This is a genomic window from Halovibrio sp. HP20-59 (assembly GCF_033052795.2).
Lineage (GTDB): Bacteria > Pseudomonadota > Gammaproteobacteria > Pseudomonadales > Halomonadaceae > Vreelandella.
The window spans coordinates 235,206-258,743 of sequence record NZ_JAWJUW020000005.1; the positions used below are offsets into that span (position 1 = coordinate 235,206).

Below are 23,538 nucleotides of genomic sequence, written 5' to 3' on the forward strand. Positions count from 1 at the left end.
TTATGATCTTAACTCAATTACCATCATCTTAAGTAGGAGCGCTTGCATGAAACGCTTGATTCTCCCTTCCACGCTCTGGGTATGTGTGGTGGCGTTGCTAACCTTTGGCCAAGCTGCCAATGCGCAAAACCTGCCTGATTTCACCAAGCTGGTCGAAGATGCCGCCCCTGGGGTGGTGAATATTTCTACCAGCCGAACGGTTCAGCGCCCCAGCATGCCCGGTTTAGAAGGGTTTGGTGGTCAGGACGTCCCGGAAATTTTCCGGCATTTTTTTGGAGACCGCTTTGGCGATAGCTTTCCGGCTCCGCCAGGCAACGAACGCGGCCGCACCGAAGAGCGTCAATCGCTAGGCTCTGGGTTTGTTATCAGCGAAGATGGCTATGTGATGACCAATGCCCATGTGGTCCAAGACGCCGACGAAATACTCGTGCGCCTGAATGATCGCCGCGAACTAAGCGCGGAGGTAATTGGCAGTGACCCCCAAACCGATGTAGCAGTGTTGAAAATCGACGCCAGTGACTTGCCGACGCTCACCTTGGGTGACTCGGACGAACTTCAAGTCGGTGAATGGGTGGCCGCCATTGGTTCTCCCTTTGGTTTTGACCACTCGGTAACGGCGGGTATTGTGAGCGCGATCAACCGCACCTTACCCCGCGATGCCTACGTACCTTTTATTCAGACCGATGTAGCGATTAACCCCGGTAATTCCGGTGGCCCGCTGTTTAACCTCGACGGTGAAGTGGTGGGCATCAACTCACAAATCTTTACCCGCAGTGGCGGCTTCATGGGCGTTTCCTTTGCCATACCGATTAATGTCGCTATGGAAGTCGCCGAACAGTTGCGTGACGACGGCCGAGTTAACCGCGGCTGGTTGGGGGTAATGATTCAACCCGTTTCTGAAGATCTGGCAGAGTCTTTTGGCATGGAAAGTGCGGCAGGTGCCTTGATCGCTGACCTTGACCCCGAAGGTCCGGCAGCGCAGGGCGGCTTGCAGGCTGGCGATGTCATTCTTGAGGTGAATGGTGAAGAGGTTGAACGGTCGAATTCACTGCCTCGCCTGATTGGTAATGTGTCGCCAGGCACTGAGGTAGAACTGACCTTAATGCGAGACGGTGAAGAGATGTCTGAGACCGTCGAGTTAGGCAGCTGGCCTGATGCAGAGCAGCAGGCCGATCAAAGCAGTAGCGACAACCAAGTGCGTCTCGGTGTGAGGGTGGCAGAGCTTGATGAGGCCATGCGCGAGCAGCTCAATGTGTCTGGTGGCGTGGTTGTTCGTCAGGTAGAGCCTGGCAGCGTGGCGGCAGAGGCCGGTATTCGCCCAGGCGATGTGTTGGTCAGTATTGATCATCGCAGCGTGTCCTCTCCAGATGAACTGGTAGCGATTGCCGAAGAATTACCCACTGACCGTGCTATTCCGCTGCGCCTGTTCCGCGATGGGCGTTCGCTGTTCGTAGCGTTACGCTTAGATTAACCCACCTATTTGCACATAGTCCGGCGGTTCTCGCCGGACTACTGTTCTGACTGCTGTTCCTATCCTGCGCATATCGCTACAATAGGGCCTATCTTTTTGTCGAAAATAGCCCTTATGCAAAAACGGCAGCTGTTTTCGAGCTTTGAACTCTCGAAGCGGCCTGCTAGCGTAGCCGCTTGCGTACCACTAAGGCAGAACAGACTCGATGTCCCAAGACGTTCCCAACGGAAAGCTTAAGCACATACGCAATTTCTCGATAATCGCGCATATCGACCACGGTAAATCGACGCTTTCTGATCGTTTGATTCAGACCTGTGAAGGGTTAACCGAACGCGAGCTTAAAGAGCAAGTGCTCGACTCCATGGACATCGAGCGCGAGCGGGGTATTACCATCAAAGCGCAGTCGGTTACGCTGGATTACACCGCTGCCGATGGGCAGGTTTACCAGCTGAACTTTATCGATACACCTGGCCACGTCGATTTCTCCTACGAAGTATCCCGTTCGCTCTATGCCTGTGAAGGGGCGTTGCTGGTGGTGGATGCCGCGCAGGGTGTTGAAGCGCAGTCGGTTGCTAACTGCTATACCGCGATTGAGCAGGGGCTTGAAGTGCTGCCCGTGCTCAATAAAATCGATTTGCCCCAAGCGGATTGCGACAAGGTTGCCCAGGAAATCGAAGAGATTATTGGGCTTGATGCCACCGATGCTTGCCAGGTGTCTGCTAAAAGCGGGATAGGCATTGATGCGCTTTTAGAGCGCCTAGTGCGTGATATTCCGCCGCCCAAGGGGGACCCAGAGGCGCCGTTGCAGGCGCTGATTATCGACTCCTGGTTTGATAACTATCTCGGCGTTGTCTCATTGGTTCGTCTGTTTGACGGCACGCTGCGAAAAGGCGATAAGATTCGCATTAAATCGACAGGGCGCGACTGGGGCACCACGGAAGTTGGCATCTTTACCCCGCAGCGTAAGCAGACCGGTATTTTGCGTGCCGGTGAAGTCGGTTTTATTGTTGCCGGTATCAAAGAAATTCACGGGGCACCGGTGGGCGATACCATTACCCATACCAAGACGCCGGATGTTGCGCGTCTACCCGGTTTCCTAAAGGTAAAACCGCAGGTCTATGCCGGCATGTTCCCGGTCAGTGCAGATGATTACGAAGACTTCCGCGATGCGCTTGAAAAGCTTGCACTCAACGATGCCTCGCTTGCTTACGAGCCGGAAAACTCTGATGCCCTTGGCTTTGGCTTCCGGGTGGGCTTTCTGGGCACCCTGCACATGGAAATCGTCCAGGAGCGGCTAGAGCGTGAGTACGACATCGACCTGCTCACCACGGCGCCAACGGTGGTCTATGAGCTAGCCATGAAAAATGGCGACATCAGCTATGTTGCCAACCCTTCCAAGCTACCCGACATGGCCGACGTGGATGAAATGCGTGAGCCGGTGGTGCGCGCCAGTATTCTGGTTCCTCAGGAGTACGTCGGTAACGTGATCACCGAGTGCGAGCAGCGCCGTGGCACACAGCTGGATATGCAGTTCTTGGGTAATCAAATTCAGCTGGCCTACGAGCTGCCCATGTCGGAAGTCGTTATGGACTTCTTTGACCGTCTGAAATCGATCTCCAAGGGTTACGCATCGCTTGAATACAACTTTGAACGCTTTGAAGAAGCCAAGTTGGTGCGCCTTGATGTACTGATTAATGGCGACAAGGTCGATGCGTTAGCGGTCATCATTCACCGTGACCATGCCCATCATCGCGGCCGTTTGCTAGTGGAAAAAATGAAAGAGCTGATTCCGCGGCAAATGTTTGACGTGGCGATTCAAGCCGCCATCGGGGGGCAGGTAGTCGCACGCTCGACCGTGAAGGCGCTGCGCAAAAACGTCACCGCCAAGTGTTACGGCGGCGATGTCAGCCGTAAGAAGAAACTGCTCGAGAAACAGAAAGCGGGTAAGAAACGCATGAAACAAGTGGGGCGTGTAGAAATTCCCCAAGATGCCTTCCTTGCTGTGCTCAAGGTTAACGACTAGGAAAGACACCACCCATGGATTTTTCATTACTGCTGGTTCTTGCTGTAGCGCTCTCGGGCGTTGTTTATCTACTGGATGTGCTGTTCTTAAAGCCCAAGCGCCGCCAGCGCTTCGAAGAAGCTGAATCCAAGACTCAAGGCGAGTTGGATGCTGCCACTAGTGAAAAGCTACTTAAAGAGCCTTGGCCGGTCGACTACGCACGCTCGTTTTTTCCCGTGTTGCTGGTGGTGCTGGTGGTGCGTAGCTTTGTTATTGAGCCCTTTCAAATTCCTTCGGGTTCAATGCGACCGACGCTGGAAGTGGGTGATTTCATCCTGGTCAATAAATTTGCCTACGGCCTACGCTTGCCCGTAGTCAACACGCGCTTTATAGAAGTAGACGACCCTGAGCGCGGCGATGTGATGGTGTTCCGTTTTCCGGAAGAGCCATCGGTGAACTTTATTAAGCGTGTGATTGGGATGCCGGGGGATCGTATTCGTTACGAAGGCAAGCAGCTTTATGTCAACGGCGAGGCGGTCGCTAAAGACTTGGTCGAAGAAGGAGCTGGTGGTTCGCCCCAGCAGCTATTATTAGAAGAGCAGCTTGGCGACGCTGAGCACTTTATCTATAACAATCCGCGTGATCCCGGCCCGCAAATGCGGGAAGTTGAAGTGCCAGAAGGCCACTATTTCATGATGGGCGATAACCGCGATCATTCCAACGATAGCCGCTATTGGGGCTTCGTGCCGGAAGAGAACATTGTCGGTCGTGCCTTTGCTGTGTGGATGCACTGGAATGGCGGGCTACCCAGTTTTACCAGCGTACGGCGGATTGAATGAAGCGTCTGCCTGCGCTGTGTCTAGTCAGTTATTTCACTTTAGTTAACGTCAATGACGTAGGAGAGCTGTGAGTAATTCCTTGAACGCTTTTTGCCGACGAATCGGCCATACTTTTGGCGATGATATGCTAATGGAATTGGCCATGACTCACCGCAGCTTCGGTGGTCGCAACAATGAGCGCCTGGAGTTTCTGGGTGACTCTATCGTCAATTTTGTGATTGCCGAAGCGTTGTTTCAGCGCTTTCCCCAGGCGCGCGAAGGTCAACTTTCACGCTTGCGCGCACGGTTGGTGAAAGGACAAACCTTGGCCGAGCTGGCGCGCGAGATGGAATTTGGTGAATGTCTAAAGCTGGGTTCCGGCGAGATGAAAAGCGGCGGACACCGGCGTGAATCAATTCTGGCAGATGCTGTTGAAGCTGTTATTGGCGCTATCTACCTGGATGCCGGAATGGATGTGGTACGCGACCGTGTGCTGGATTGGTACGCGGAGCGGCTCGGCAATATCTCCTTGCAAGACACCCAAAAAGACCCTAAAACGCGGCTTCAGGAGTTTCTCCAGTCGCGCCAAGCCGCTTTGCCGCGGTATGAAGTTGTCTGCGTGAAGGGCGAGGCGCATGCCCAGACCTTTACCGTGGAGTGCTACATTGACCTATTGGTTGAGCATACCACTGGTAAGGGCCCTAGCCGCCGTCATGCTGAACAACAAGCAGCAGAAGAAGCATTGTCATACCTCGAAAAAAGCCCTGGAGAAAAATCATGAGCCAAACTTGCGGATTCGTTGCCATTGTGGGCCGACCCAACGTGGGCAAATCGACCCTCATGAACCGCATTCTGGGGCAGAAAATATCGATTACCTCACGGCGGCCGCAAACCACGCGTCATCAGGTGATGGGCATCAAAACGGAGGATGAGACCCAGTTCATCTATGTGGATACACCGGGCATGCACATCATGTCTAAGGATCGTAATAAAGCGATCAATCGCTTTATGAATCAGGCGGCTACCCAAGCGCTGCGTGATGTCGATTGCGTGGTGTTTATTATTGATCGCACCCGTTGGACAGAAGAAGATCAAGCCGTTTTGAAGCGCCTGGAACACGTTAAAGCACCCGTGATTCTAGCGGTTAACAAAGTCGACCGTCTGGGTGAAAAAGGTGATTTGCTGCCGTGGCTTGCTGAGGTGGGGGCGCGTCGTGACTTTGCTGCCATCATACCGATTTCAGCTAAGCACGGTACTCAGGTCGATACCCTAGAAGAAGAAGTGGCCAAACATCTTCCTGAGAGCGTTCACTTCTTCCCTGAAGACCAAGTGACCGATAAAAGCCTGCGCTTTATGGCCGCTGAAATGGTGCGTGAAAAGGTCATGCGTCAACTGGGCGATGAGCTGCCTTATCAGATGACTGTGGAAATCGAAGAGTTTCGTGAGACTGAGCGCATTACCCATATCAGCGCTTTGATTTTGGTCGAGCGCCAGGGCCAGAAAGTCATTCTGATTGGTGAAAATGGCGACCGAATTAAGAGCATCGGCCGCGAAGCGCGCCTGGACATGGAGCGCGCGCTGGGCACTAAAGTCATGCTCAACTTATGGGTGAAAGTGAAGCGCGGCTGGTCGGATGACGAACGCGCGCTGAAAAGCTTGGGTTACAACCTCGATTGAGGGTGGCAATGGCTCCCGAGCCGGCATTTTTGCTTCATCGTCGGCCCTATCGTGAAACCAGTGCGCTGGTGGACCTATTAACGCTCAATCACGGTAGGGTGCGCGCGGTGGCCCAGGGTGGTCAGCGGCCCGGCTCAAAATCCCGCCAGCGCCTGCAGCCGTTTACGCCGCTGTTTGTGACTTGGCAGGGCAGCCATGAGTTAAAGCGGCTTACCCTGATGGAGTCACGCGGCCAAACGGCATTGCTCGCAGGTGAAGGGCTGCTTTGCGGGCTATATGCCAATGAAATCGCCACTCGGTTACTGCCGTTAGAGTTACCAGCGCCTGACGTTTTCGCGTTTTATACCGCGCTAATGGAAGCGCTGTCAGTGCCAGCGGAACGAGCGTTGTCGCTGCGCCGCTATGAGTGGTCGCTGCTGGAAGCGTTGGAAGCCACCCCGCGTTTTACGACACCTGACGGCAGCGGGTTAGACCCCCAGGTTCGTTACCGCTTTGACGTTGCGTCTCGGGCATTTATACCGGCCGATCGCGGCCTTGATGGGCGAACGCTGCGCTATATTGAGCAGGGCGACTGGCAGCATGAAGGGCTTGCCAATGCGCTTAAGAACGTCATGCGTGCGGCATTGGCGCCCCATCTTGGCACTGCCGTTTTGCGTTCGCGGGAACTGATGCTCGATTTAGCCCGGCGCCGCCATCGTCCTTGATGGTTTATGCGTCATGTTTTTTGTTAATGAAACACTTTTATCTTATCGCTGCATTGGAGGCACTATGCACCCCCCTCGGATCCTGTTGGGCGTCAATATTGATCACATTGCGACACTTCGCCAAGCCCGAGGTACGCGCTACCCCGACCCCGTGCAGGCGGCATTAGTGGCTGAGGAGGCGGGTGCCGATGGTATTACGGTTCACTTGCGTGAAGACCGTCGGCATATCCAGCCTCGCGATGTCCGCATTCTGGCCGAAGTGCTTAATACACGTATGAACCTGGAAATGGCGGTCACTGAAGAGATGCTGGTGCTGGCTGAAGAGTTACGCCCTGCGCATGTCTGCCTAGTGCCGGAAAAGCGCCAGGAGTTGACCACCGAAGGCGGCCTGGATGTTGTCGGCGGCTTTGACGCTATCGCCGAAGCCTGCCAGCGGTTGAGCGCGGTGGGTTGCGATGTGTCGCTGTTTATCGATCCTGACGTTGAACAGATCGATGCTGCTCAGCGCGCCGGTGCGCCAACAATTGAACTGCACACGGGTGCTTACGCCGAAGCGCGGCCTGGCAGCGAAGTGGCTAACGGCGAATATCAGCGTCTAACCGCCGCCGCGACTCACGCTGTTTCACTGGGCTTGGTGGTCAACGCTGGTCACGGCCTGCATTACCACAATGTCGAAGCGATCGCTGCGCTGCCCGGTATCAATGAACTCAATATCGGCCATGCCATTATTGCCCGTGCGCTGTTTGTGGGCCTCAAAGAGGCCGTTCAGGAGATGAAGCGCCTTATCATCGCAGGCCAAGAAGCCGGTTTAATGGCGGCGCTTGACGCTCATGATCTTGAGCATCAGCACGACCCTCATCATGAAGACCATTCTGAACATGTGCATAATGGCTGCTGTGGACATTAAACAGAGGTTTTCTATTAAGAGGTTATTGAGGCGATGATTGTGGGCATTGGCTCGGATATTGCCCGTGTAGATCGTTTTACGCGGGCTGTGGCGCGCCATGGCCCGCGTTTTGCGCAGCGGATATTAGGCCCTGATGAGCATGCCGTCTGGCTAGCCAAGTCGCAACCGGCCGCCTTTCTGGCCAAGCGTTTTGCCGCTAAAGAGGCGTTTGTTAAGGCGCTGGGCCTAGGCCTGCGTGACGGTATGCAGTGGCGTGACATTCAAGTGCTCAACGATGCCTTAGGCAAGCCGTATTTTCAGCTGGGTGGTGAAGCCGAACGGCTCATTCAGGCTGCGGGGATTATTGCCAGCCACGTTACCCTAAGTGATGAGGCCGACTATGCGGTGGCATTTGTAGTGCTTGAGCGCTAGAAGCGAACCGGATAAGTTCGTACTGCTAGCTATTGTCTCTGTCTTGCTTAGCGGCTGAGTTCATCGCTCAGTAACCGCGAGCGATGCGCGCGTAGTCGTGCCATCGCCCGGTATACCTCTTCGAGCAGCGCCTCTGCACGGTTTAACCCGCCTGTGCGCAGGCGGGTTTCCAAGGTTTCTACCAGCAGGGCGAGCTCAGGGGCACCGCAGTAACGGCTAGCGCCGTTAAGACCGTGCACCCAATCGAGTAGTGTAGGTAAATTCTGCTGCGCAAAAGCGGCGCGCATATGTTGCTCACTCTCGGCAAGGCTGTCAGTCAGACGTTTTAGTTGCTCGCGGGCCAAGTACTCTTTTCCACCTGCCAGGCGTGCTCCCATCTCAAGGTCGACCACAGGAAGTGTGGCGGGGGCTTTATGGCTATTTGGCTTGGGGGCATTTTGTAATAGGGTTTGTGATAAAAGCGGTGTAGTACTGACGCTTTGTCGCTGAGTGAGCCCCAAAAAGCGGTTTAGCAATTGATCTAGCTGTGCTTCATCAATAGGTTTGATCAGCACGTCGTCCAGGCCTGCCGCCAGCCACTGTTGGCGTTCATTGCTGAGTACGTGAGCGGTAACGGCAATAATGGGACAGCGTGCCCAGGTGCTACTGAGCCGGCGCAGCGCTTGAGTCGTTTGTATCCCATCCATTCCCGGCATACGAATATCCATTAACACCATGTCAACGTTGTGGCTACGCGCAAACTCCAGCGCCTGTTGGCCGCTTTCCACCGTGGTGATAGCCAGGTTAGGATTTTCAAGCATGCTTTTGAGCAGTTCACGATTGGGCCGATTGTCGTCAACAATCAGCAGCTTGAGCGTCTGAGGCACTACCGGAAGGGCGGGCAACGAGCCGACAGGTTTATCCAGATCAAGCGAGGGTTGCAGCAGCTGCTTCAACGATGCCACTAACTGCGCCCGGGAAAAGGGTTTATAGAGAGTCTCGCCGCCATGCGGTAAGCGCAACGCAGGCAGATCAAAATTGTTGCCATTGGCTAAAATTAAAACTGGGCAAGCGGTTTGATCAATCACCGTTTGCCAGTGGCTGTAACGCTCGGCGTTAAAATCGTCGTGCTCCAATCCCAGTATCAGCAACTGGGCTGGTTCAGGGGAGTCAAACGCCAGTGGCTGCGCTTCCCAGCGGTGCAGAAAATGCTCTAATAAGTAGCGAGTGGGCGCATGGTTTTCATATAAGCGAACAACCGCGTTGGACAGATTGATTTCTGCTGGCCGTTCGATGGCTTTATGGGCCAGCAACGGCAGCGTAAATGAGAAAGTGGAGCCAATACCAAGCTCGCTCTCAACGCTGATCTCGCCCCCCATACGCTCAATTAATTGGCGGCAGATGGTCAGCCCCAAGCCGCTGCCGCCAAATTGCCGCGAGTGGCTAGGCTCGGCTTGGCAAAAAGCGCTAAATAGCGCCTGCTGTTGGGTGTCGCTTAGGCCAATCCCAGTGTCACTAACGCTAAGGTTAAGCACTACATGCTGGCCCTCCAAGTTATCCAGCATCACGCGCACAATCACTTCGCCTTTATGCGTGAATTTGAGCGCATTGCTAATTAAATTATTCAATACCTGATGGATGCGTAACGGGTCGCCGCACAGCGGTGTAGGCACATCGTCATACACCATGGCCACCAAGTGTAGCTGCTTGCGCTGGGCTTCTGGTGCGTGTAGGCCTAGCACTTCATCGACCAGGGCGACGATATCGATATCCGCTTCTTCCAGGGTTAGACGGTTAGCCTCAAGCTTAGAAAAGTCGAGGACATCGTTAACCAGCATAAGCAGGTTATCGGAGGCGCGTCGGACGTGCTGCAGCCATTCTTGCTGACGCGTATCCAGAGCCGAGCGACCGAGCAGACGGCAAAAGCCGATAATGCCGTTGAGTGGGGTGCGGATTTCATGGCTCATGTTGGCCAGAAATTCAGATTTCACTGCGTTTGCGCGCAGTGCACTGCGATGGGCTAAATCGAGCTTGATATTCTGCTCTTCGATAGTGTCCATCGACTCTTGTAATTCGCTGGTGGCCTGCTCAATTTGCGTTTGCATATCTCGCTTGGCCTGTTGAAAGTGTTCAGCCAAGACGTTGACATGACAAGAGAGCTGGTAGAGCTCGGTTGCCTGGGAAGGCTCCAGATGCAGTCGATAATCGCCGCGAGACAAGCGATAAAGGGCTTGGTTGGCCTCTTCAATGGGCCGGGTAACATAGCGGCTGATCGCAAAGGCGACCAAAAACATGAGCATCCCTAGTAGCATGCCACCCAAGCTTAGGCTCGCAATTAGCTTGTAACGCTTAAGGGTGAGCGCGCGGGTATCCATTTCCGCTGCTAGCCAGCCGAGCGGAGTGGATTCGCTACCCTCAGGCGGCGTTAGCGCTAAGTTAAGCCACCCCGGCTCCTCATCGATAGTGAGTTGGTTGTCAGCGGGTGCGCTAGACAACCCCATCGTTAGCAGCCGATTGCCTTGCGCGCCATATAGCGCCACCGTGCGTAGGTCGTTTAGGTTGAGAAGCTGGCTCGCCAGCTGTTCCAGCCGCTGTGAATCTCGCATTGCGACCGCGTCAGCAAGGCTTGGGGCCAGCAGCTGCCCGGCACTCTCTAAGCGATCTGTGTACTCCGCGCGTGCTTGCGCATCGCTTAGTACCACCAGAAGAATACCCATCAGTGCATATACCAGTAGCGGTAAACCGAGTAAGGCGAACAGAAGGCGGGAGTTCAAAGACATGAAAGAAGCTCGCTAATTCAATGAGGTTACCTGTCAAGCTAAAGGCGACACCGATATAATGCAGCATAACGGTTACGATAAGGAGCGTGCGATGAAATATCCCACCTTAGAAGATATGGTTGGCAATACGCCGCTAGTGCGCCTCAAGCGTATCAGCGCAGGGCGCAACAATACCTTGCTGGCCAAGCTCGAAGGTAATAACCCCGCTGGATCGGTCAAAGATCGCCCGGCGCTTTCCATGCTCAGCGAAGCAGAAGCCCGCGGTGACATTACCCCAGGCGATACGCTGATTGAAGCGACGTCCGGCAATACTGGCATTGCGCTGGCCATGGCCGCAGCGATCAAAGGCTACACGATGGTATTGGTGATGCCGGAAAACGCCTCAGAAGAGCGTAAGCAGGCGATGGCGGCCTACGGCGCTAAATTGATCTCAGTGAGCAAAACCGGCGGTATGGAGCAGGCTCGGGATATTGCCGATGGCATGATTGCCAGAGGTGAGGGTAAGCCGCTTAATCAGTTTGCCAATCCGGACAACCCGCTAGCGCATTATCGCACCACCGGCCCTGAAGTGTGGCAGCAAACCGGCGGCGAGGTAACCCACTTTATTAGCTCCATGGGCACTACCGGTACTATCATGGGTGTGTCGCGTTATTTAAAAGAGCAAAACCCGGCGATTCAGATTGTCGGTTTGCAGCCCGCCGATGAGGCGAGCATTCCCGGCATCCGCCGCTGGCCAAAAGAGTACCTGCCCGCCATTTTTGAGCCTCCTCGTGTCGATATCACTCTTGATATTGGCCAGCAAGAGGCCGAAGAGCACATGCGCCGGCTGGCGCGTGAAGAGGGCATTCTGGCGGGCGTGTCCTCGGGTGGCAGCTTGGTAGGCGCGTTGCGGATAGCCGAACAAACCGAAAATGCGGTAATTGTATTTATTGTCTGTGACCGTGGTGATCGCTATCTCTCCACCGGCCTCTTTGCCCCAGGAGTTTAATCTATGGCCATGTTGGGAAAACGGCGGCCAGCGCGGCCTGCGTCGGGTCACTCAGGGCTCGCCCGCTCGCCGGGCGGCAAGGCGCAGCCTACTAACAGTGATGACATCTCACCGCTGCAGATTGAGCGCTTGGCCCACGATGGCCGCGGTGTGGCGCACGCGGCCAATGGTAAAGCCGTATTTGTGGATCAGGCGTTGCCCGGTGAACAAGTAGAAGTGGCGGTCCATCTCACCCGTAAACGCTTTGACGAAGCACATATTAAATCGCTATTGACCACATCCGAGCAGCGTGTCACGCCACCTTGCCCGCATTTTGGCCACTGTGGCGGCTGTGATTTGCAACACTTAAACGTTGCCGCTCAGCTTGCCCATAAGCGCGAGGTGGTGCGCGAGCTGTTTTCCCGCCAGGGAATAACGCTGACTGATATTGGTTCGATTCATAGCAGCGACCAGGGTTACCGGCGCCGTGCGCGTCTGGGGGTCAAAGTTGATAGCCAGGGCAATACTCGGCTTGGCTTTCGCGCTGCTCACAGTCACCGGCTGGTGGATGTTGAACGCTGTCCGGTACTGGTTGACGCATTGCAGCAGCTGCTAACGCCGCTGCGCGCGTTGTTGGAAACGTTAGACGCGCCGCGTCAGGTCGGCCATATTGAGCTGCTGGCGACGGCGACCACCCAGGTGGTGCTGGTACGCCAGCTAAAAGCACATGCGCAAGATGCCGTGCGCTGGCAAGCCTTTGCTGAGCAGCAGCAGGTGGCGTTAGGTACTTGGTTGGGGCGTGAAACGCCTGCGCTGCACTGGCATGGTGCAGCACCAGTGCTTGAAGAGACATTGTCACTCGACGGCTATCCGCCGCTGAGCTTAATTTTCTCGCCGGGCGATTTTTTACAGGTTAACGCGCTGGTTAACCAGCAAATGGTCGCCCAAGTGATCCAATGGCTGGCGGTGAAGCCGGGGCAAAAGCTACTCGATCTGTTTGCTGGCATTGGTAATTTCAGCCTGCCGATGGCGGCTGCCGGGGCCGATGTGCACGCGGTAGAGGGCAACCCCACCATGGTTGGGCGTATCGCCACTAACGCGCAGCGCAATCACCTCATGGTGAGTGGTCAACAGGCCGATTTATCCGACCCGGTTAGCGTTAATGCGTTATTAACCGACCATCGCGCTAGTGATGCCGTCGTACTCGACCCGCCGCGCACTGGCGCTGAAGCAATTTGTCAGGCGTTGGCGCGCCACCCAGTGCCCAAGGTGGTCTATATTTCTTGTGACCCGGCGACGCTCGCCCGCGATGCGGCACATCTTGTGCATGCGGGTTACCGCGTTAAGCAGGTAGTCGTGGCGGATATGTTCCTTCACACTGCGCATTTAGAAACGCTAATGTTGTTTGAATTTGATGCTGGTTAAAACGGATATTCCCGCGATGGAGCTTTCCCTAACGGACGTTTTAAGTCCAGGTGCTTCATTAGCCCTGTGCATCAAACCACGGTGACGGCCGAACACAGACCGTCGCCCTGAATGGATGAGTTAACGTCATGGTAAAAGTGCGTGAAGACCAGCCGCTCACCGCTAGTGGAAAGGTGGATATACAACAATGGTTAACGCGCCTGCAAGACGATGTGCGCCTATGGGATCCTGAGCGTTTAGGCAGCGCCTGTGAGCTTGCCGAGACGCTAGAGCTTGAGGCCCCGCGCACCCATCGCGTATGGCTATCGCCCGGTTCTAGCTTTCGTATGGGGCTGGAAATGGCCGATATTCTTGGCGAACTAAAGCTCGACCAAGCCACGCTTGAGGCCGCCGTTCTCTACCGCGCGGTGCGGGAAGGGCTATTGAGCCTTGAGTCTGTGACAAAGCGCTTTGGCGAGGAAGTGGCTAACCTGATTGATGGCGTGTTGCAAATGGCCGCCATCAGCTACCCGTTGGCACCGGATCATGGCATGGGCCAACATAACCAGCAGGAAAACCTGCGAAAAATGCTGGTCAATATGGTCGGCGATGTGCGCGTGGCGTTGATCAAAATTGCCGAACGGACCTGTGCGCTGCGCCAGGTTAAAGACGCACCGCGTGAGAAATCCTTACAGGTGGCCAGAGAAGTCGCTGATATTTACGCGCCACTGGCCCACCGCCTGGGGATTGGCCAGCTCAAGTGGGAGCTGGAAGACCTCTCGTTTCGTTACTTACATGAAGAAGAATACAAAGCCATTGCCAAGCTGCTGGCGGAAAAGCGGCTTGATCGCGATCGCTATATTAACGATGTGGTGGAAACCATCAAAGGCTTGATGGAAGCCCAGCACATCCACCGCTACGACGTGGATGGCCGCGCCAAACATATTTACTCGATCTGGCGCAAAATGAAGCGTAAAGGGATCGATTTTTCTCAGGTGCATGACGTGCGAGCGGTGCGCATCCTGGTCCCTGACGTTACCGACTGCTACACCGTGCTGGGGATTATTCACTCGCGTTGGCACCATGTGCCCAATGAGTTTGATGACTACATCGCTAACCCCAAAAAGAACGGCTACCAGTCGTTGCACACCGCCGTCATGGGTCCAGAAAACAAGGTGCTTGAAATTCAGATCCGCACCTTCGCCATGCATGACGAAGCGGAGCTGGGGGTCTGCGCCCACTGGCGTTACAAAGGCCACGATACCAACGCCAAAAGTCGTAGCTACGAAGAGAAGATTGCCTGGCTGCGCCAAGTGTTGGAGTGGCAGGACGAAGTGGGTGGCTATGGCGATTTGCGCGAAGGGCTTTCCAGCGATGTAGCCCCGGATCGCATCTACGTGTTTACTCCTGACGGCCACGTGATCGACCTGCCGCGGATTGCCACGCCCATTGATTTCGCCTACCGGGTGCATACAGAAATTGGTCACCGCTGCCGGGGCGCCAAAATCAACGGTCGCATTGTACCGCTCACCTACAAGCTTAAAACCGGCCAGCAGATAGAAATTCTTACCGCCACTAAAGGCGGCCCAAGCCGCGACTGGCTAAACCCCAGCCTGGGCTATGTGCGTACTTCGCGAGCGCGGGCCAAAATTCAGGCGTGGTTTAAACACCAGGCGCGGGATCAGAACCTGGAAGAAGGGCGTGCGCTGTTTGATCGTGAGATGCGTCGCCTGGACGTTGAAGGGCTCGATCTAGCCAAGCTGGCCAATGCCGTTAACTATCAAAACGCCGATGATATGTACGCCGCCATCGGTGCCGGTGACCTACGCATTGGCCAAGTGCTGCACCAGGCTCAGCAGCTATTTGGTGAAACCGACGATCAAGAGCAGCTCGACCGCCTGCTCGCCAAGCCGAAACGCCAATCCAGCAAAGCCACCAAAAGCGATATCACGGTGCTGGGTGTCGGCAACCTGAAAACCAGCATGGCCAACTGTTGCCGCCCGGTCCCAGGCGAGCCAATTATCGGCTTTATTACCCAGGGCCGCGGGGTCACGGTGCATCGCCAGGACTGCAGCAATATTCTGCAATTGCGGATGGACGAACCCCAGCGCATTATCGAAGTGGAGTGGGGTGAGCGTGCCCAGACCCGCTATCCGGTAACCATTGAGATTCAGGCCTGGGATCGCTCTGGTCTGCTGCGCGATGTCACCGGGCTGCTCGGTAATGAAAAAGTCAATGTGCTTGCGGTGAACACGCTAACCGATACCGACGAAGGGATTGCACGGCTACGCATTACCCTGGAAGTCGATGGTCTGGAGGCGCTTGGTCGGCTGTTCTCGCGTATTCAGCAGTTGCCCAATGTGACTGAGGTACGCCGCCTGCGCGATACTGACCCTGACAAGAATAGCCGTGGAGGAGGGGCGTGATGCGCCATGGTATCAATGACCTGCTGACGTTAATGCAGGTACTGCGTGATCATGAACAAGGCTGCCCGTGGGATATCAAGCAAGATTGGGACAGTATTGTGCCCCACACCTTGGAAGAGGCCTACGAGGTTGCCGATGCCATTGAGCGACGCGCCTTTGACGAGTTGCCGGGCGAGCTGGGTGACCTGCTTTTTCAAGTGGTCTACTACGCCCAGTTTGGCGCCGAAGAGCAGCGCTTCGACTTTGCCGATATCGTCGATACGCTGACCGCTAAAATGCTACGCCGCCACCCGCACGTATTTCCGGATGGCACCCTGGCTTCCCGCCGCCCGCCGGGCGTCAGCGCAGAGGAAGTACAAACTCAGCAGGTCAACAGCCGCTGGGAGTCACTGAAAGCCGAGGAGCGTGCCGAGAGAGCCGTTGAGCAGCCCTCTGTGCTCGACGATGTACCGCGTACGCTGCCCGCCCTTAGCCGCGCTGCCAAGCTTTCTAAGCGCGCGGCTCGGGTAGGCTTTGATTGGCCCGATGCGCGCGGCGTAGTAGCTAAAATTCGTGAAGAGCTGGCGGAAGTAGAAGAGGCGCTCGCCGCCGGTGATCAACAGCACGCTCAGGAAGAAGTCGGCGATTTACTGTTTGCGGTGACCAATCTTGCCCGCACGCTGAATGCCGACCCTGAACAGTGCCTGCGCGCTACCAATGCCAAGTTCGAGCGCCGTTTTCGTTTTGTCGAGCGCGAGCTTAGCGCTGCCCAGCGGCCATTAATAGAGGCTTCCCTCGACGAGATGGAAGCCCACTGGCAGGCAGCCAAAGCAGAAGAAAAACAATCTACCTATTCCTGATCTAATAATGATGCGACCCCTGCAAGGAGGCCATGCCAATGAGTCACGATCTACACGAATCTCTGCGCGATAACGTGCGTATTCTGGGCGACAGCCTAGGGCGAACCATTGCCGACGATTTGGGCCAAGCATTTGTCGATAAAATTGAAACTATTCGTGCCCATGCCAAGCGTGGCCGCCAGGGCGACTCGCTGCAGCAGCGCGAGCTGATTGAGTACCTGCGTGACCTGCCCGAGCAGGACCTGCTACCGGTTACCCGAGCGTTTAACCAATTTTTAAACCTCGCCAATATTGCCGAACAGCACTACCGGGCGCGCTTTCGTCGCGTCGAAGATTACAAACCCGGCTCCCAGCCGGTGCTGGGCGAACTGCTTGCGCGTGCCGAGCAGGCAGGCAACTCACCGCGCAAACTGGTCGAGACCCTGGCCAATATGCGCGTTGAGCTAGTGCTAACCGCGCACCCCACCGAAGTTATCCGCCGCACCTTGATCCAAAAATATGACGCTATCGATGAATGCTTAACCGCCATTGAGAGCTCCGAAGATTACCCAGAACGCGGCACCCGTGCCCAGGGGCGCCTGGAAGAGCTGATTAGTCAGGCGTGGCACACCGACGAGATCCGCCACGAGCGGCCCACCCCGGTCGATGAAGCCAAGTGGGGCTTTGCGGTAATTGAAAATTCGCTGTGGCAGGCGGTGCCTGATTTCCATAGAGATTTGGACAACCTGCTGCTGGACACCGCCGGCGAACGCCTGCCCCTGGACGCCGCGCCGATACGCTACGCCTCCTGGATGGGCGGCGACCGCGACGGTAACCCCAACGTCACTGCCCGAGTGACCCGTGAAGTGTTACTGCTCGGCCGTTGGATGGCCGCCGACCTTTATCTACGCGACCTTGAGCAGCTAAAAACCGAGCTCTCCATGTGGAAGGCCAACAGCGCGCTCAAAGCCGAGGCGGGCGACGTCTCCGAGCCGTATCGCGAAGTGATAAAACGTCTGCTGGCGAAGATGGAGTCGACTCGAGAGTGGGCTAAAGCCGAGTTGGAAGGGCATGTTTATAATGGCGGGCCGATTATCGAGACTCGTGATCAGCTGTATGCGCCATTACTCGCCTGCTACCGTTCGCTGTGCGATGTAGGCCTGGATACCATCGCCAACGGCGCGCTGCTGGATACCTTGCGCCGCGTAGCGGTGTTTGGCGTGACGCTGACCAAGCTTGACCTGCGCCAGGAAGCTAGCCGTCATGCCCAGGTCATTGAAGAGCTGACCAGTACATTGGGTCTTGGCCACTACGGCGAGTGGGACGAAGCCCAGCGCCAGGAATTTCTGCTCGCCGAGCTGGCCTCTCGCCGCCCGCTGATACCGCGCCGCTGGGAATGCTCTGCCGAGTCCCGAGAGGTGCTGGATACTTTCAGAGTGATCGCCAAGGAGCAAAACGAAGCGCTGGGCACTTATATTATCTCCATGGCCGCTGAGCCTTCGGATGTGCTTACCGTGGCGCTACTGATGAAGGAAGTCGGCGGTCAAGTCACGTTGCCCATCGCGCCGCTGTTTGAAACCCTCAACGACCTTGATCATGCCGGGGATGTGATAGATCAGCTGCTCGCTATACCGGGCTACCGCGCGCTGATTGATGACCGCCAGGAGGTCATGATCGGCTATTCCGATTCAGCCAAAGACGCCGGTCAATTGGCCGCCGCCTGGGCGCAGTACCGTGCCCAAGAGTCGCTAGTGAATGTGTGTCACCGTCACGGCGTTGATTTAACCCTGTTCCACGGCCGCGGTGGCACCGTGGGTCGTGGCGGCGGCCCGGCTCACGCGGCGATACTTTCCCAGCCACCCGGTTCAGTAAACGGCAGCCTGCGAGTGACTGAGCAGGGCGAGATGATTCGCTTCAAGTTTGGCCAGCCCGATATTGCCCTGCGCTCCATGGAGATTTATGCCTGTGCGGTGCTGGAAGCCACGTTATTGCCACCACGCGCACCAGAACCGCATTGGCGCGAAGAGATGGATCAGCTCGCCAAAGTGGCGCATGGCGCCTATGTGGGTGTGGTGCGTGAAGACCCTGATTTTGTGCCCTATTTCCGGGCGGTAACGCCGGAGGGCGCGCTGGGCCGGTTGCCGTTGGGCTCACGCCCCACCAAGCGGCGCCAGGATGGCGGGGTCGAAACCCTGCGTGCCATTCCCTGGATTTTCGCTTGGACGCAAATTCGCTTGATGCTGCCTGCGTGGCTGGGCAGCGGCGAAGCCTTCTCACGGCGTTTAGAGCAGCCTGGTGGTCGCGATGTGCTGCAGGAAATGCGCAATGAGTGGCCATTTTTCGGCACGTATCTGGACATGCTGGAGATGCTGCTGGCCAAAGCCGATGTTGCGATTTCGGCCTACTATGAGCACCGCTTGGTCGATGAGCCATCGCTGAAGGCGCTGGGTAAAAAGTTACGCCAGCGCTTCGCGTCCTTGGAAGAAGCCGTGCTGGATATCCTTCAGCAAGAGAAGCTGCTGGAGAACACGCCGCTTATTCGCCAAGCGATTGATGTACGTAATCCGTACATTGACCCGCTTCACGGTTTGCAAGCGGAGTTGCTGCAGCGTAACCGTGACGCCGATGGGGCGATCAGTGCCGATCTTTCCCGGGCGTTGATGGTCACTATGGCGGGGATTGCTGCTGGCCTACGTAACACAGGCTAGTATCCCTATTTAACGGCAAGGAGGCGTCAATGTCCTCAGATGCTCAAGCGGTACTCGGTTTTTGGTTTGAGGCCTTGACGCCTGCTCAGTGGTTTAAAAAAGACGCTGAGTTGGATCGTACTATCTCGCAGCGGTTTAGCGCACTGCATGCCCAAGCCGCGCGGTGCGAATGCTATGCATGGCGTCAAACGGCTCAAGGGCGGCTTGCGGAGATTATTGTGTTGGATCAGTTCTCGCGCAATATCTACCGCGATGATGCCCGCGCTTTTGCCACGGATGCTTTAGCGTTAGTGCTAGCCCAGGAGGCGGTGGCTGCTAGCGCCGATGTTGAACTAAACAGCACACAGCGTGCGTTTCTGTATATGCCCTATATGCATAGCGAATCCACAGTCATTCATGAGGTGGCGGTGGAGCTATTTGACCAACCAGGGTTAGAGAATAACCACGGCTTTGAAGTACGCCACAAGGCGATTATTGATCGCTTCGGGCGTTACCCGCACCGCAATGCCCTGTTGGGGCGGGCCTCTACCGAAGAGGAGCTGGACTTTCTAAAGCAGCCCGGCTCGTCTTTTTAACTGTTTATTTAACCCTTTTAGCCACATGGCGTTTTATGTCGTTACGAAAATCTACCCGTATCAATAAATACATTAGCGAGAGCGGGATGTGTTCTCGCCGCGAAGCTGACCGTTTTGTGGAGCAGGGCAACGTGTGGATTAACGGTCGCCGCGCGACCACCGGTGATCAAGTGGTGGCGGGGGACTTGGTTAAAGTTAACGGTCAGGAGATCGAGCCTCAGGAAGAGGAGGATCTGGTTCTTATTGCGCTGAACAAGCCGGTGGGCATTGTCAGTACCACCGAATCCAGCGAAAAGGATAATATCGTTGAGTTCGTGAAGCATGGCGTGCGTATTTTTCCCATTGGGCGGCTCGATAAAGACTCCCAGGGGCTGATTTTTTTAACCAATAACGGCGATTTGGTTAACAAGATTCTGCGTGCCAATAACAACCACGAAAAAGAGTATCAGGTGACGGTAAACAAGCCGATCACCGACGAGTTTATCGAGGGCATGCAGAGCGGTGTACCGATTCTTGGCAAGGTGACCAAGCGCTGCAAGGTGCAAAAAGAGTCCACCTTTGTGTTCACCATCACGCTGGTGCAGGGGCTCAATCGGCAAATTCGCCGTATGTGCGAATACTTCGGCTACGAGGTTACCCAGCTTATTCGCACGCGCATTATGAATGTGCCGCTCAAAGGTTTGGCCCTGGGCGACTGGCGCGATCTCACTGCCAAAGAGATCGAGACCATTATCGCGCTAACGGAACGCTCAGAGGCTGCACCAGAGAAGAAAAGTAAAGCTAAGCCTGAAAGGCCCAACTACAGCTCAGGCGCAGGAAAGCCTTCCGCGAAAGGGCGACCGGCCAAAGCAGGCGCGAAGGCGGCTGGTGCCAAGGCCGCCGGGGCTAAACCGCTTCCCAAAGGTAAAAAGGCCGCCAGCGGAAAAGTCAGCGGAAAAACAGGTACCGGCCCGAATGGCAGTGCGCCAGGTAAGCCGCATCCCAAGGGCGGTAAAGCCCCCGGTAAGCCTGGTGTTAAAAGTAAGCCCGATGTTAAAAGCAAGCCTGGTGCTAAAGGTAAGCCCGTTGGAAAAGGCCGCGGTAAGCCAGCGGTGGGCGGCAAACCTTCTCAGCGACGCAAGTAGCTCCTAACCCTTCAAGAGTCTCCACTGTGATTCCAATCGTCGCCTTTTACGCTGCGATTAGCGTTATCGCTTATATCACTTACGCTATCGATAAAAAGGCGGCGATTAAAAACCGCCGTCGGGTCAGCGAGAAGTCGTTACATCTGCTTGGTGTGTTGGGGGGCTGGCCGGGCGCGCTTGTAGCCCAACAGCGGCTGCGGCATAAAACCCGCAAAACTGCGTTTCAGCTCATTTTTTGGCTAACGGTGGCCCTGAACCTGGCCTGTGCAGGATGGCTAATCGTTGTAGTGGATATCGTTTAGCCACCCCACTTTGGGGGCCTACGCCCTGGCTTGGTCGTTGGGCGCGAATAGAAAGTTAGCGATCAACTCCTTGCCGCCTTCGGTAGCAAACGATTCCGGGTGGAATTGAATGCCGTGTATCGGGTAGTCACGGTGCTTAATACCCATAAGCTCGAATTCACCTATTGCCTGCCAGCGGTTGCGCTGCTCAAAATTACCAGCTTCCAAGGCACCCACGGTGGCGGTCACTTCCAGGCACTCAGGCAGGGTGGTCGCATCGGCAATCAGCGAGTGATAGCGCATCACCTCTAGCTGATCGGGCACGCCGTTAAACAACGAGCGGTTGCTGTGGTGGATCGGGCTGATTTTGCCGTGCATCGGCAGTGGCGCTTTGACGACCTTGCCGCCAAACACGTGCACAATGCCTTGCATGCCCAGGCAAACGCCCAGCAGCGGTGTGGTCTTGCCCAGCTTCTCAATCACCTCAGCACACACGCCAAAGTAGCGCGGGTCGTCTGGCGAGCCGGGGCCAGGAGAAATAATAACGCGATCCGGGGCCATGGTTTCGATGGCGTTGAAATCGATCTGATTGTTGCGCTTAACGATAATTTCAAAATGGGTCAGCCCGCCGCGATTCTTCTCCGTGGTTAAAAGCTCACCGATAAACTGGTAAAGGTTATAGGTGAAAGAATCGTAATTATCGATGATAAGTACTTTCATGCGTGGCTCTCCGTGTCCTTATCCGAACTCATGAAAGGGGCAAGGGCTTTGCGGGTGCCCGCAAACTTGCGGCGAATCTCTTCGTATTCATCGGCGGCGTTGCTATCAAATACATTGCCACCGCAGGTCTGCACGTAGGCGCTCTCGCCGTTGACGAACACGGTACGGATAGGAATCGCAAAGGTGCAGTCGCCGTTGAACGAGAACTGCCCCACTGCGCCGCCGTAGGGGCCGCGCCCGTCGATTTCCAGGTCGTCGATGATTTTCATCGCTTCGATTTTGGGGGCGCCGGTCAGCGTACCTGCCGGGAAGTTGCTGGCCAGCGCGGTGAACATATCTTCGCCTTCGGCGATAATGCCGACGATCTCGCTGGAAATATGCTGCACGTGGCTAAACCGCTTGATATCCATCAGGCTGCGCACCTTGACCGTGCCAAACTGCGCGACGCGGCCAATATCGTTGCGGTGCAGGTCGACGATCATGTTGTGCTCGGCAATCTCCTTGGGGTCGTTGAGCAGCGCGCGGGCAAGCTGGGTGTCTTCCTGAGGCGTTTGGCCCCGGGTGGTGGTGCCCGCCAGCGGGAACGTCTCCATTTCCCCCTGGCGCAGTCGGAACAGCAACTCGGGGCTGGCGCCGATCAGTTTCTGCTCGCCAAATTTAACGTAGTACATCTGCGGCGAGGGGTTGATGGTGCGCAGTTGGTCGTACAGCGCGAGGGTGTCGCCCTGGATCTGGAAGCGCTTCTTGAAGCCCACTTCGCACTGAAACACCTTGCCGTCGATGATGTCCTGCTTGACCTTGGCCACCGCCTCGGCGTGCTCATCCTGGCTCATGGTGTCGCCGAGCGCTGTGATATGTAGCGGGCCAGGGGGCGTATCGTCTGCATTGATCAGCGTCTGCAGAAATTCGTAGCGGCTGTTGTCGTAATAGAAGTAGGTGACTTCCCCGGTCATCTTGTCGAGGATCAGGCCATCCTTGTACAGCCCGAAGCGGAAGGTGTCGAAGTCGTCGCTGGCCTTCAGCGAAAGCGAGGGCTCGAAGTACTGCATGGCATCGTAGCCAAGATAGCCGCTCAGCCCACCGGCATACTTGCGGGAAATAATATTTTGCGGGATCAGGCTGCGCAGCAGCTCGTAGGGATTGTCACTCGGGTAGTGGTTGGCATGGCCGTCGCGCTCTTCGATGGTCAGCGTCTTGCCGTTGGCGTAGAGCGTGTACTCGGGGTCGAAGCCGATGATCGAGTGACGCGCCATGTGACTGTCCTCGCCAAGCGACTCCAACATGTAGCAGGTATCGAATTGCCGCTCGATTTTTTGAAACAGGGCAAAAAAATCGCAGTCCGCCGCCAGGGTCACGTAGTGAGGCTTGCGCGGCAGCGTAAAAGGCTGCGGGCCTTTTGTGGCGTGCGTTTCGACAGTGGTCATAGCTGATCGGTCCATGAAGAAGGTAACGTTGTTAGGGCACGAGAGCCACGCGACACGGTGGCGATACCCACGCCCAGGGTGTCGGCAATCTTGCGGTGGGGCACGCCCTCACGCAGCAGCTTGAAAATCTGCAGGCGCTTACTGATTTCCTGGTACTCTGCAGGCGTCAGCAGGCTGGCCAGCGCCTTGTCCATTGCGTCTGGAGAGTCAATGGCAAGCAAATGGCGAACCAGCTCCGCCTGGTAATCTTCGTTTGAGCGCATGTCGTGGAGGCACCGTTGGCTGCCGGGTAATAAGCAATGTACTAGCGTACTAGTACGCTATATGATTGAGCCGTGAAGT

The 23,538-nt window shown here is 55.9% G+C and carries 20 protein-coding genes; 16 read left to right on the plus strand and 4 right to left on the minus strand.

All coding sequences use genetic code 11. The features are described from left to right. Positions 1–46: 46 nt before the first annotated feature. The 8 genes from RZA33_RS08315 (at position 47) to acpS (ending at position 7,990) form a co-directional block, all read left to right on the plus strand. Positions 47–1,471 carry a DegQ family serine endoprotease gene (locus RZA33_RS08315; protein WP_317507380.1) on the plus strand — a complete coding sequence of 475 codons (1,425 nt, stop codon included), beginning with the start codon at positions 47–49 and terminating at the stop codon, positions 1,469–1,471. 205 nt (positions 1,472–1,676) lie between these two features. After that, positions 1,677–3,494, plus strand: coding sequence for a translation elongation factor 4 (gene lepA / locus RZA33_RS08320; protein WP_317507381.1), 1,818 nt, complete (start codon positions 1,677–1,679; stop codon positions 3,492–3,494). Between the two features lie 14 nt (positions 3,495–3,508). Continuing rightward, on the plus strand, positions 3,509–4,312 hold the full coding sequence (gene lepB, locus RZA33_RS08325; RefSeq protein WP_317507382.1) for a signal peptidase I: 804 nt from the start codon (positions 3,509–3,511) through the stop codon (positions 4,310–4,312). Positions 4,313–4,379: 67 nt separating this feature from the next. Further along, on the plus strand, positions 4,380–5,072 hold the full coding sequence (gene rnc / locus RZA33_RS08330; RefSeq protein ID WP_146873780.1) for a ribonuclease III: 693 nt from the start codon (positions 4,380–4,382) through the stop codon (positions 5,070–5,072). Then, positions 5,069–5,968 carry a GTPase Era gene (gene era / locus RZA33_RS08335; RefSeq protein ID WP_317507383.1) on the plus strand — a complete coding sequence of 300 codons (900 nt, stop codon included), beginning with the start codon at positions 5,069–5,071 and terminating at the stop codon, positions 5,966–5,968. The genes rnc and era overlap by 4 nt, the downstream gene beginning before the upstream one ends. An 8-nt stretch (positions 5,969–5,976) precedes the next feature. Then, positions 5,977–6,672, plus strand: coding sequence for a DNA repair protein RecO (gene recO / locus RZA33_RS08340; RefSeq protein WP_317507384.1), 696 nt, complete (start codon positions 5,977–5,979; stop codon positions 6,670–6,672). 64 nt (positions 6,673–6,736) lie between these two features. Beyond that, positions 6,737–7,579: a pyridoxine 5'-phosphate synthase gene (pdxJ, locus tag RZA33_RS08345; RefSeq protein ID WP_317507385.1), complete on the plus strand. Its 843-nt coding sequence runs from the start codon at positions 6,737–6,739 to the stop codon at positions 7,577–7,579. A 33-nt stretch (positions 7,580–7,612) separates the two neighbouring features. Further along, positions 7,613–7,990: a holo-ACP synthase gene (acpS, locus tag RZA33_RS08350; RefSeq protein ID WP_317507386.1), complete on the plus strand. Its 378-nt coding sequence runs from the start codon at positions 7,613–7,615 to the stop codon at positions 7,988–7,990. A gap of 47 nt (positions 7,991–8,037) precedes the next feature. Here the strand turns inward: acpS and RZA33_RS08355 are convergent, their stop codons facing one another. After that, positions 8,038–10,749 (minus strand): response regulator, encoded by a 2,712-nt coding sequence (locus RZA33_RS08355; RefSeq protein ID WP_317507387.1) that lies wholly within the window; start codon positions 10,747–10,749, stop codon positions 8,038–8,040. 91 nt (positions 10,750–10,840) lie between these two features. On the opposite strand from RZA33_RS08355, the gene cysM reads away from it, so the two are divergent. From cysM to RZA33_RS08395, 8 genes are all read left to right on the plus strand, one after another. After that, a complete protein-coding gene (cysM, locus tag RZA33_RS08360; protein ID WP_317507388.1) occupies positions 10,841–11,737 on the plus strand; it encodes a cysteine synthase CysM in 897 nt (298 codons plus the stop codon). Positions 11,738–11,740: 3 nt separating this feature from the next. Beyond that, complete coding sequence (gene rlmD / locus RZA33_RS08365; protein ID WP_317507389.1) at positions 11,741–13,141, plus strand: 23S rRNA (uracil(1939)-C(5))-methyltransferase RlmD; 1,401 nt, start codon at positions 11,741–11,743, stop codon at positions 13,139–13,141. 128 nt (positions 13,142–13,269) lie between these two features. Next, positions 13,270–15,546, plus strand: coding sequence for a GTP diphosphokinase (gene relA, locus RZA33_RS08370; protein WP_317507390.1), 2,277 nt, complete (start codon positions 13,270–13,272; stop codon positions 15,544–15,546). Next, positions 15,546–16,385, plus strand: a complete 840-nt coding sequence (gene mazG, locus RZA33_RS08375; protein WP_317507391.1) for a nucleoside triphosphate pyrophosphohydrolase — start codon at positions 15,546–15,548, stop codon at positions 16,383–16,385. The genes relA and mazG overlap by 1 nt, the downstream gene beginning before the upstream one ends. Positions 16,386–16,423: 38 nt before the next feature. Next, positions 16,424–19,072 carry a phosphoenolpyruvate carboxylase gene (ppc, locus tag RZA33_RS08380; protein WP_317507392.1) on the plus strand — a complete coding sequence of 883 codons (2,649 nt, stop codon included), beginning with the start codon at positions 16,424–16,426 and terminating at the stop codon, positions 19,070–19,072. Positions 19,073–19,101: 29 nt separating this feature from the next. Next, the gene (locus tag RZA33_RS08385; RefSeq protein WP_317507393.1) at positions 19,102–19,647 is read left to right on the plus strand and encodes a DUF924 family protein; all 546 of its coding nucleotides are present in this window, start codon (positions 19,102–19,104) and stop codon (positions 19,645–19,647) included. Between the two features lie 35 nt (positions 19,648–19,682). Further along, complete coding sequence (gene rluF / locus RZA33_RS08390; protein WP_317507394.1) at positions 19,683–20,771, plus strand: 23S rRNA pseudouridine(2604) synthase RluF; 1,089 nt, start codon at positions 19,683–19,685, stop codon at positions 20,769–20,771. A gap of 26 nt (positions 20,772–20,797) precedes the next feature. Further along, positions 20,798–21,073 carry a DUF1294 domain-containing protein gene (locus RZA33_RS08395; RefSeq protein ID WP_317507395.1) on the plus strand — a complete coding sequence of 92 codons (276 nt, stop codon included), beginning with the start codon at positions 20,798–20,800 and terminating at the stop codon, positions 21,071–21,073. Between the two features lie 18 nt (positions 21,074–21,091). On the opposite strand, the gene RZA33_RS08400 is transcribed toward RZA33_RS08395, so the two are convergent. The 3 genes from RZA33_RS08400 to RZA33_RS08410 are packed head-to-tail and all read right to left on the minus strand — an operon-like array spanning position 21,092 to position 23,459. Beyond that, on the minus strand, positions 21,092–21,772 hold the full coding sequence (locus tag RZA33_RS08400) for an aminodeoxychorismate/anthranilate synthase component II (protein WP_317507396.1): 681 nt from the start codon (positions 21,770–21,772) through the stop codon (positions 21,092–21,094). Beyond that, positions 21,769–23,196: an anthranilate synthase component I family protein gene (locus RZA33_RS08405; RefSeq protein ID WP_317507397.1), complete on the minus strand. Its 1,428-nt coding sequence runs from the start codon at positions 23,194–23,196 to the stop codon at positions 21,769–21,771. Before RZA33_RS08405 ends, RZA33_RS08400 begins: the two co-directional genes overlap by 4 nt. Further along, entirely contained in the window at positions 23,193–23,459 is a 267-nt protein-coding gene (locus tag RZA33_RS08410; protein WP_317507398.1) for a Trp family transcriptional regulator, read from the minus strand. The genes RZA33_RS08405 and RZA33_RS08410 overlap by 4 nt, the downstream gene beginning before the upstream one ends. Positions 23,460–23,538: the final 79 nt, after the last annotated feature.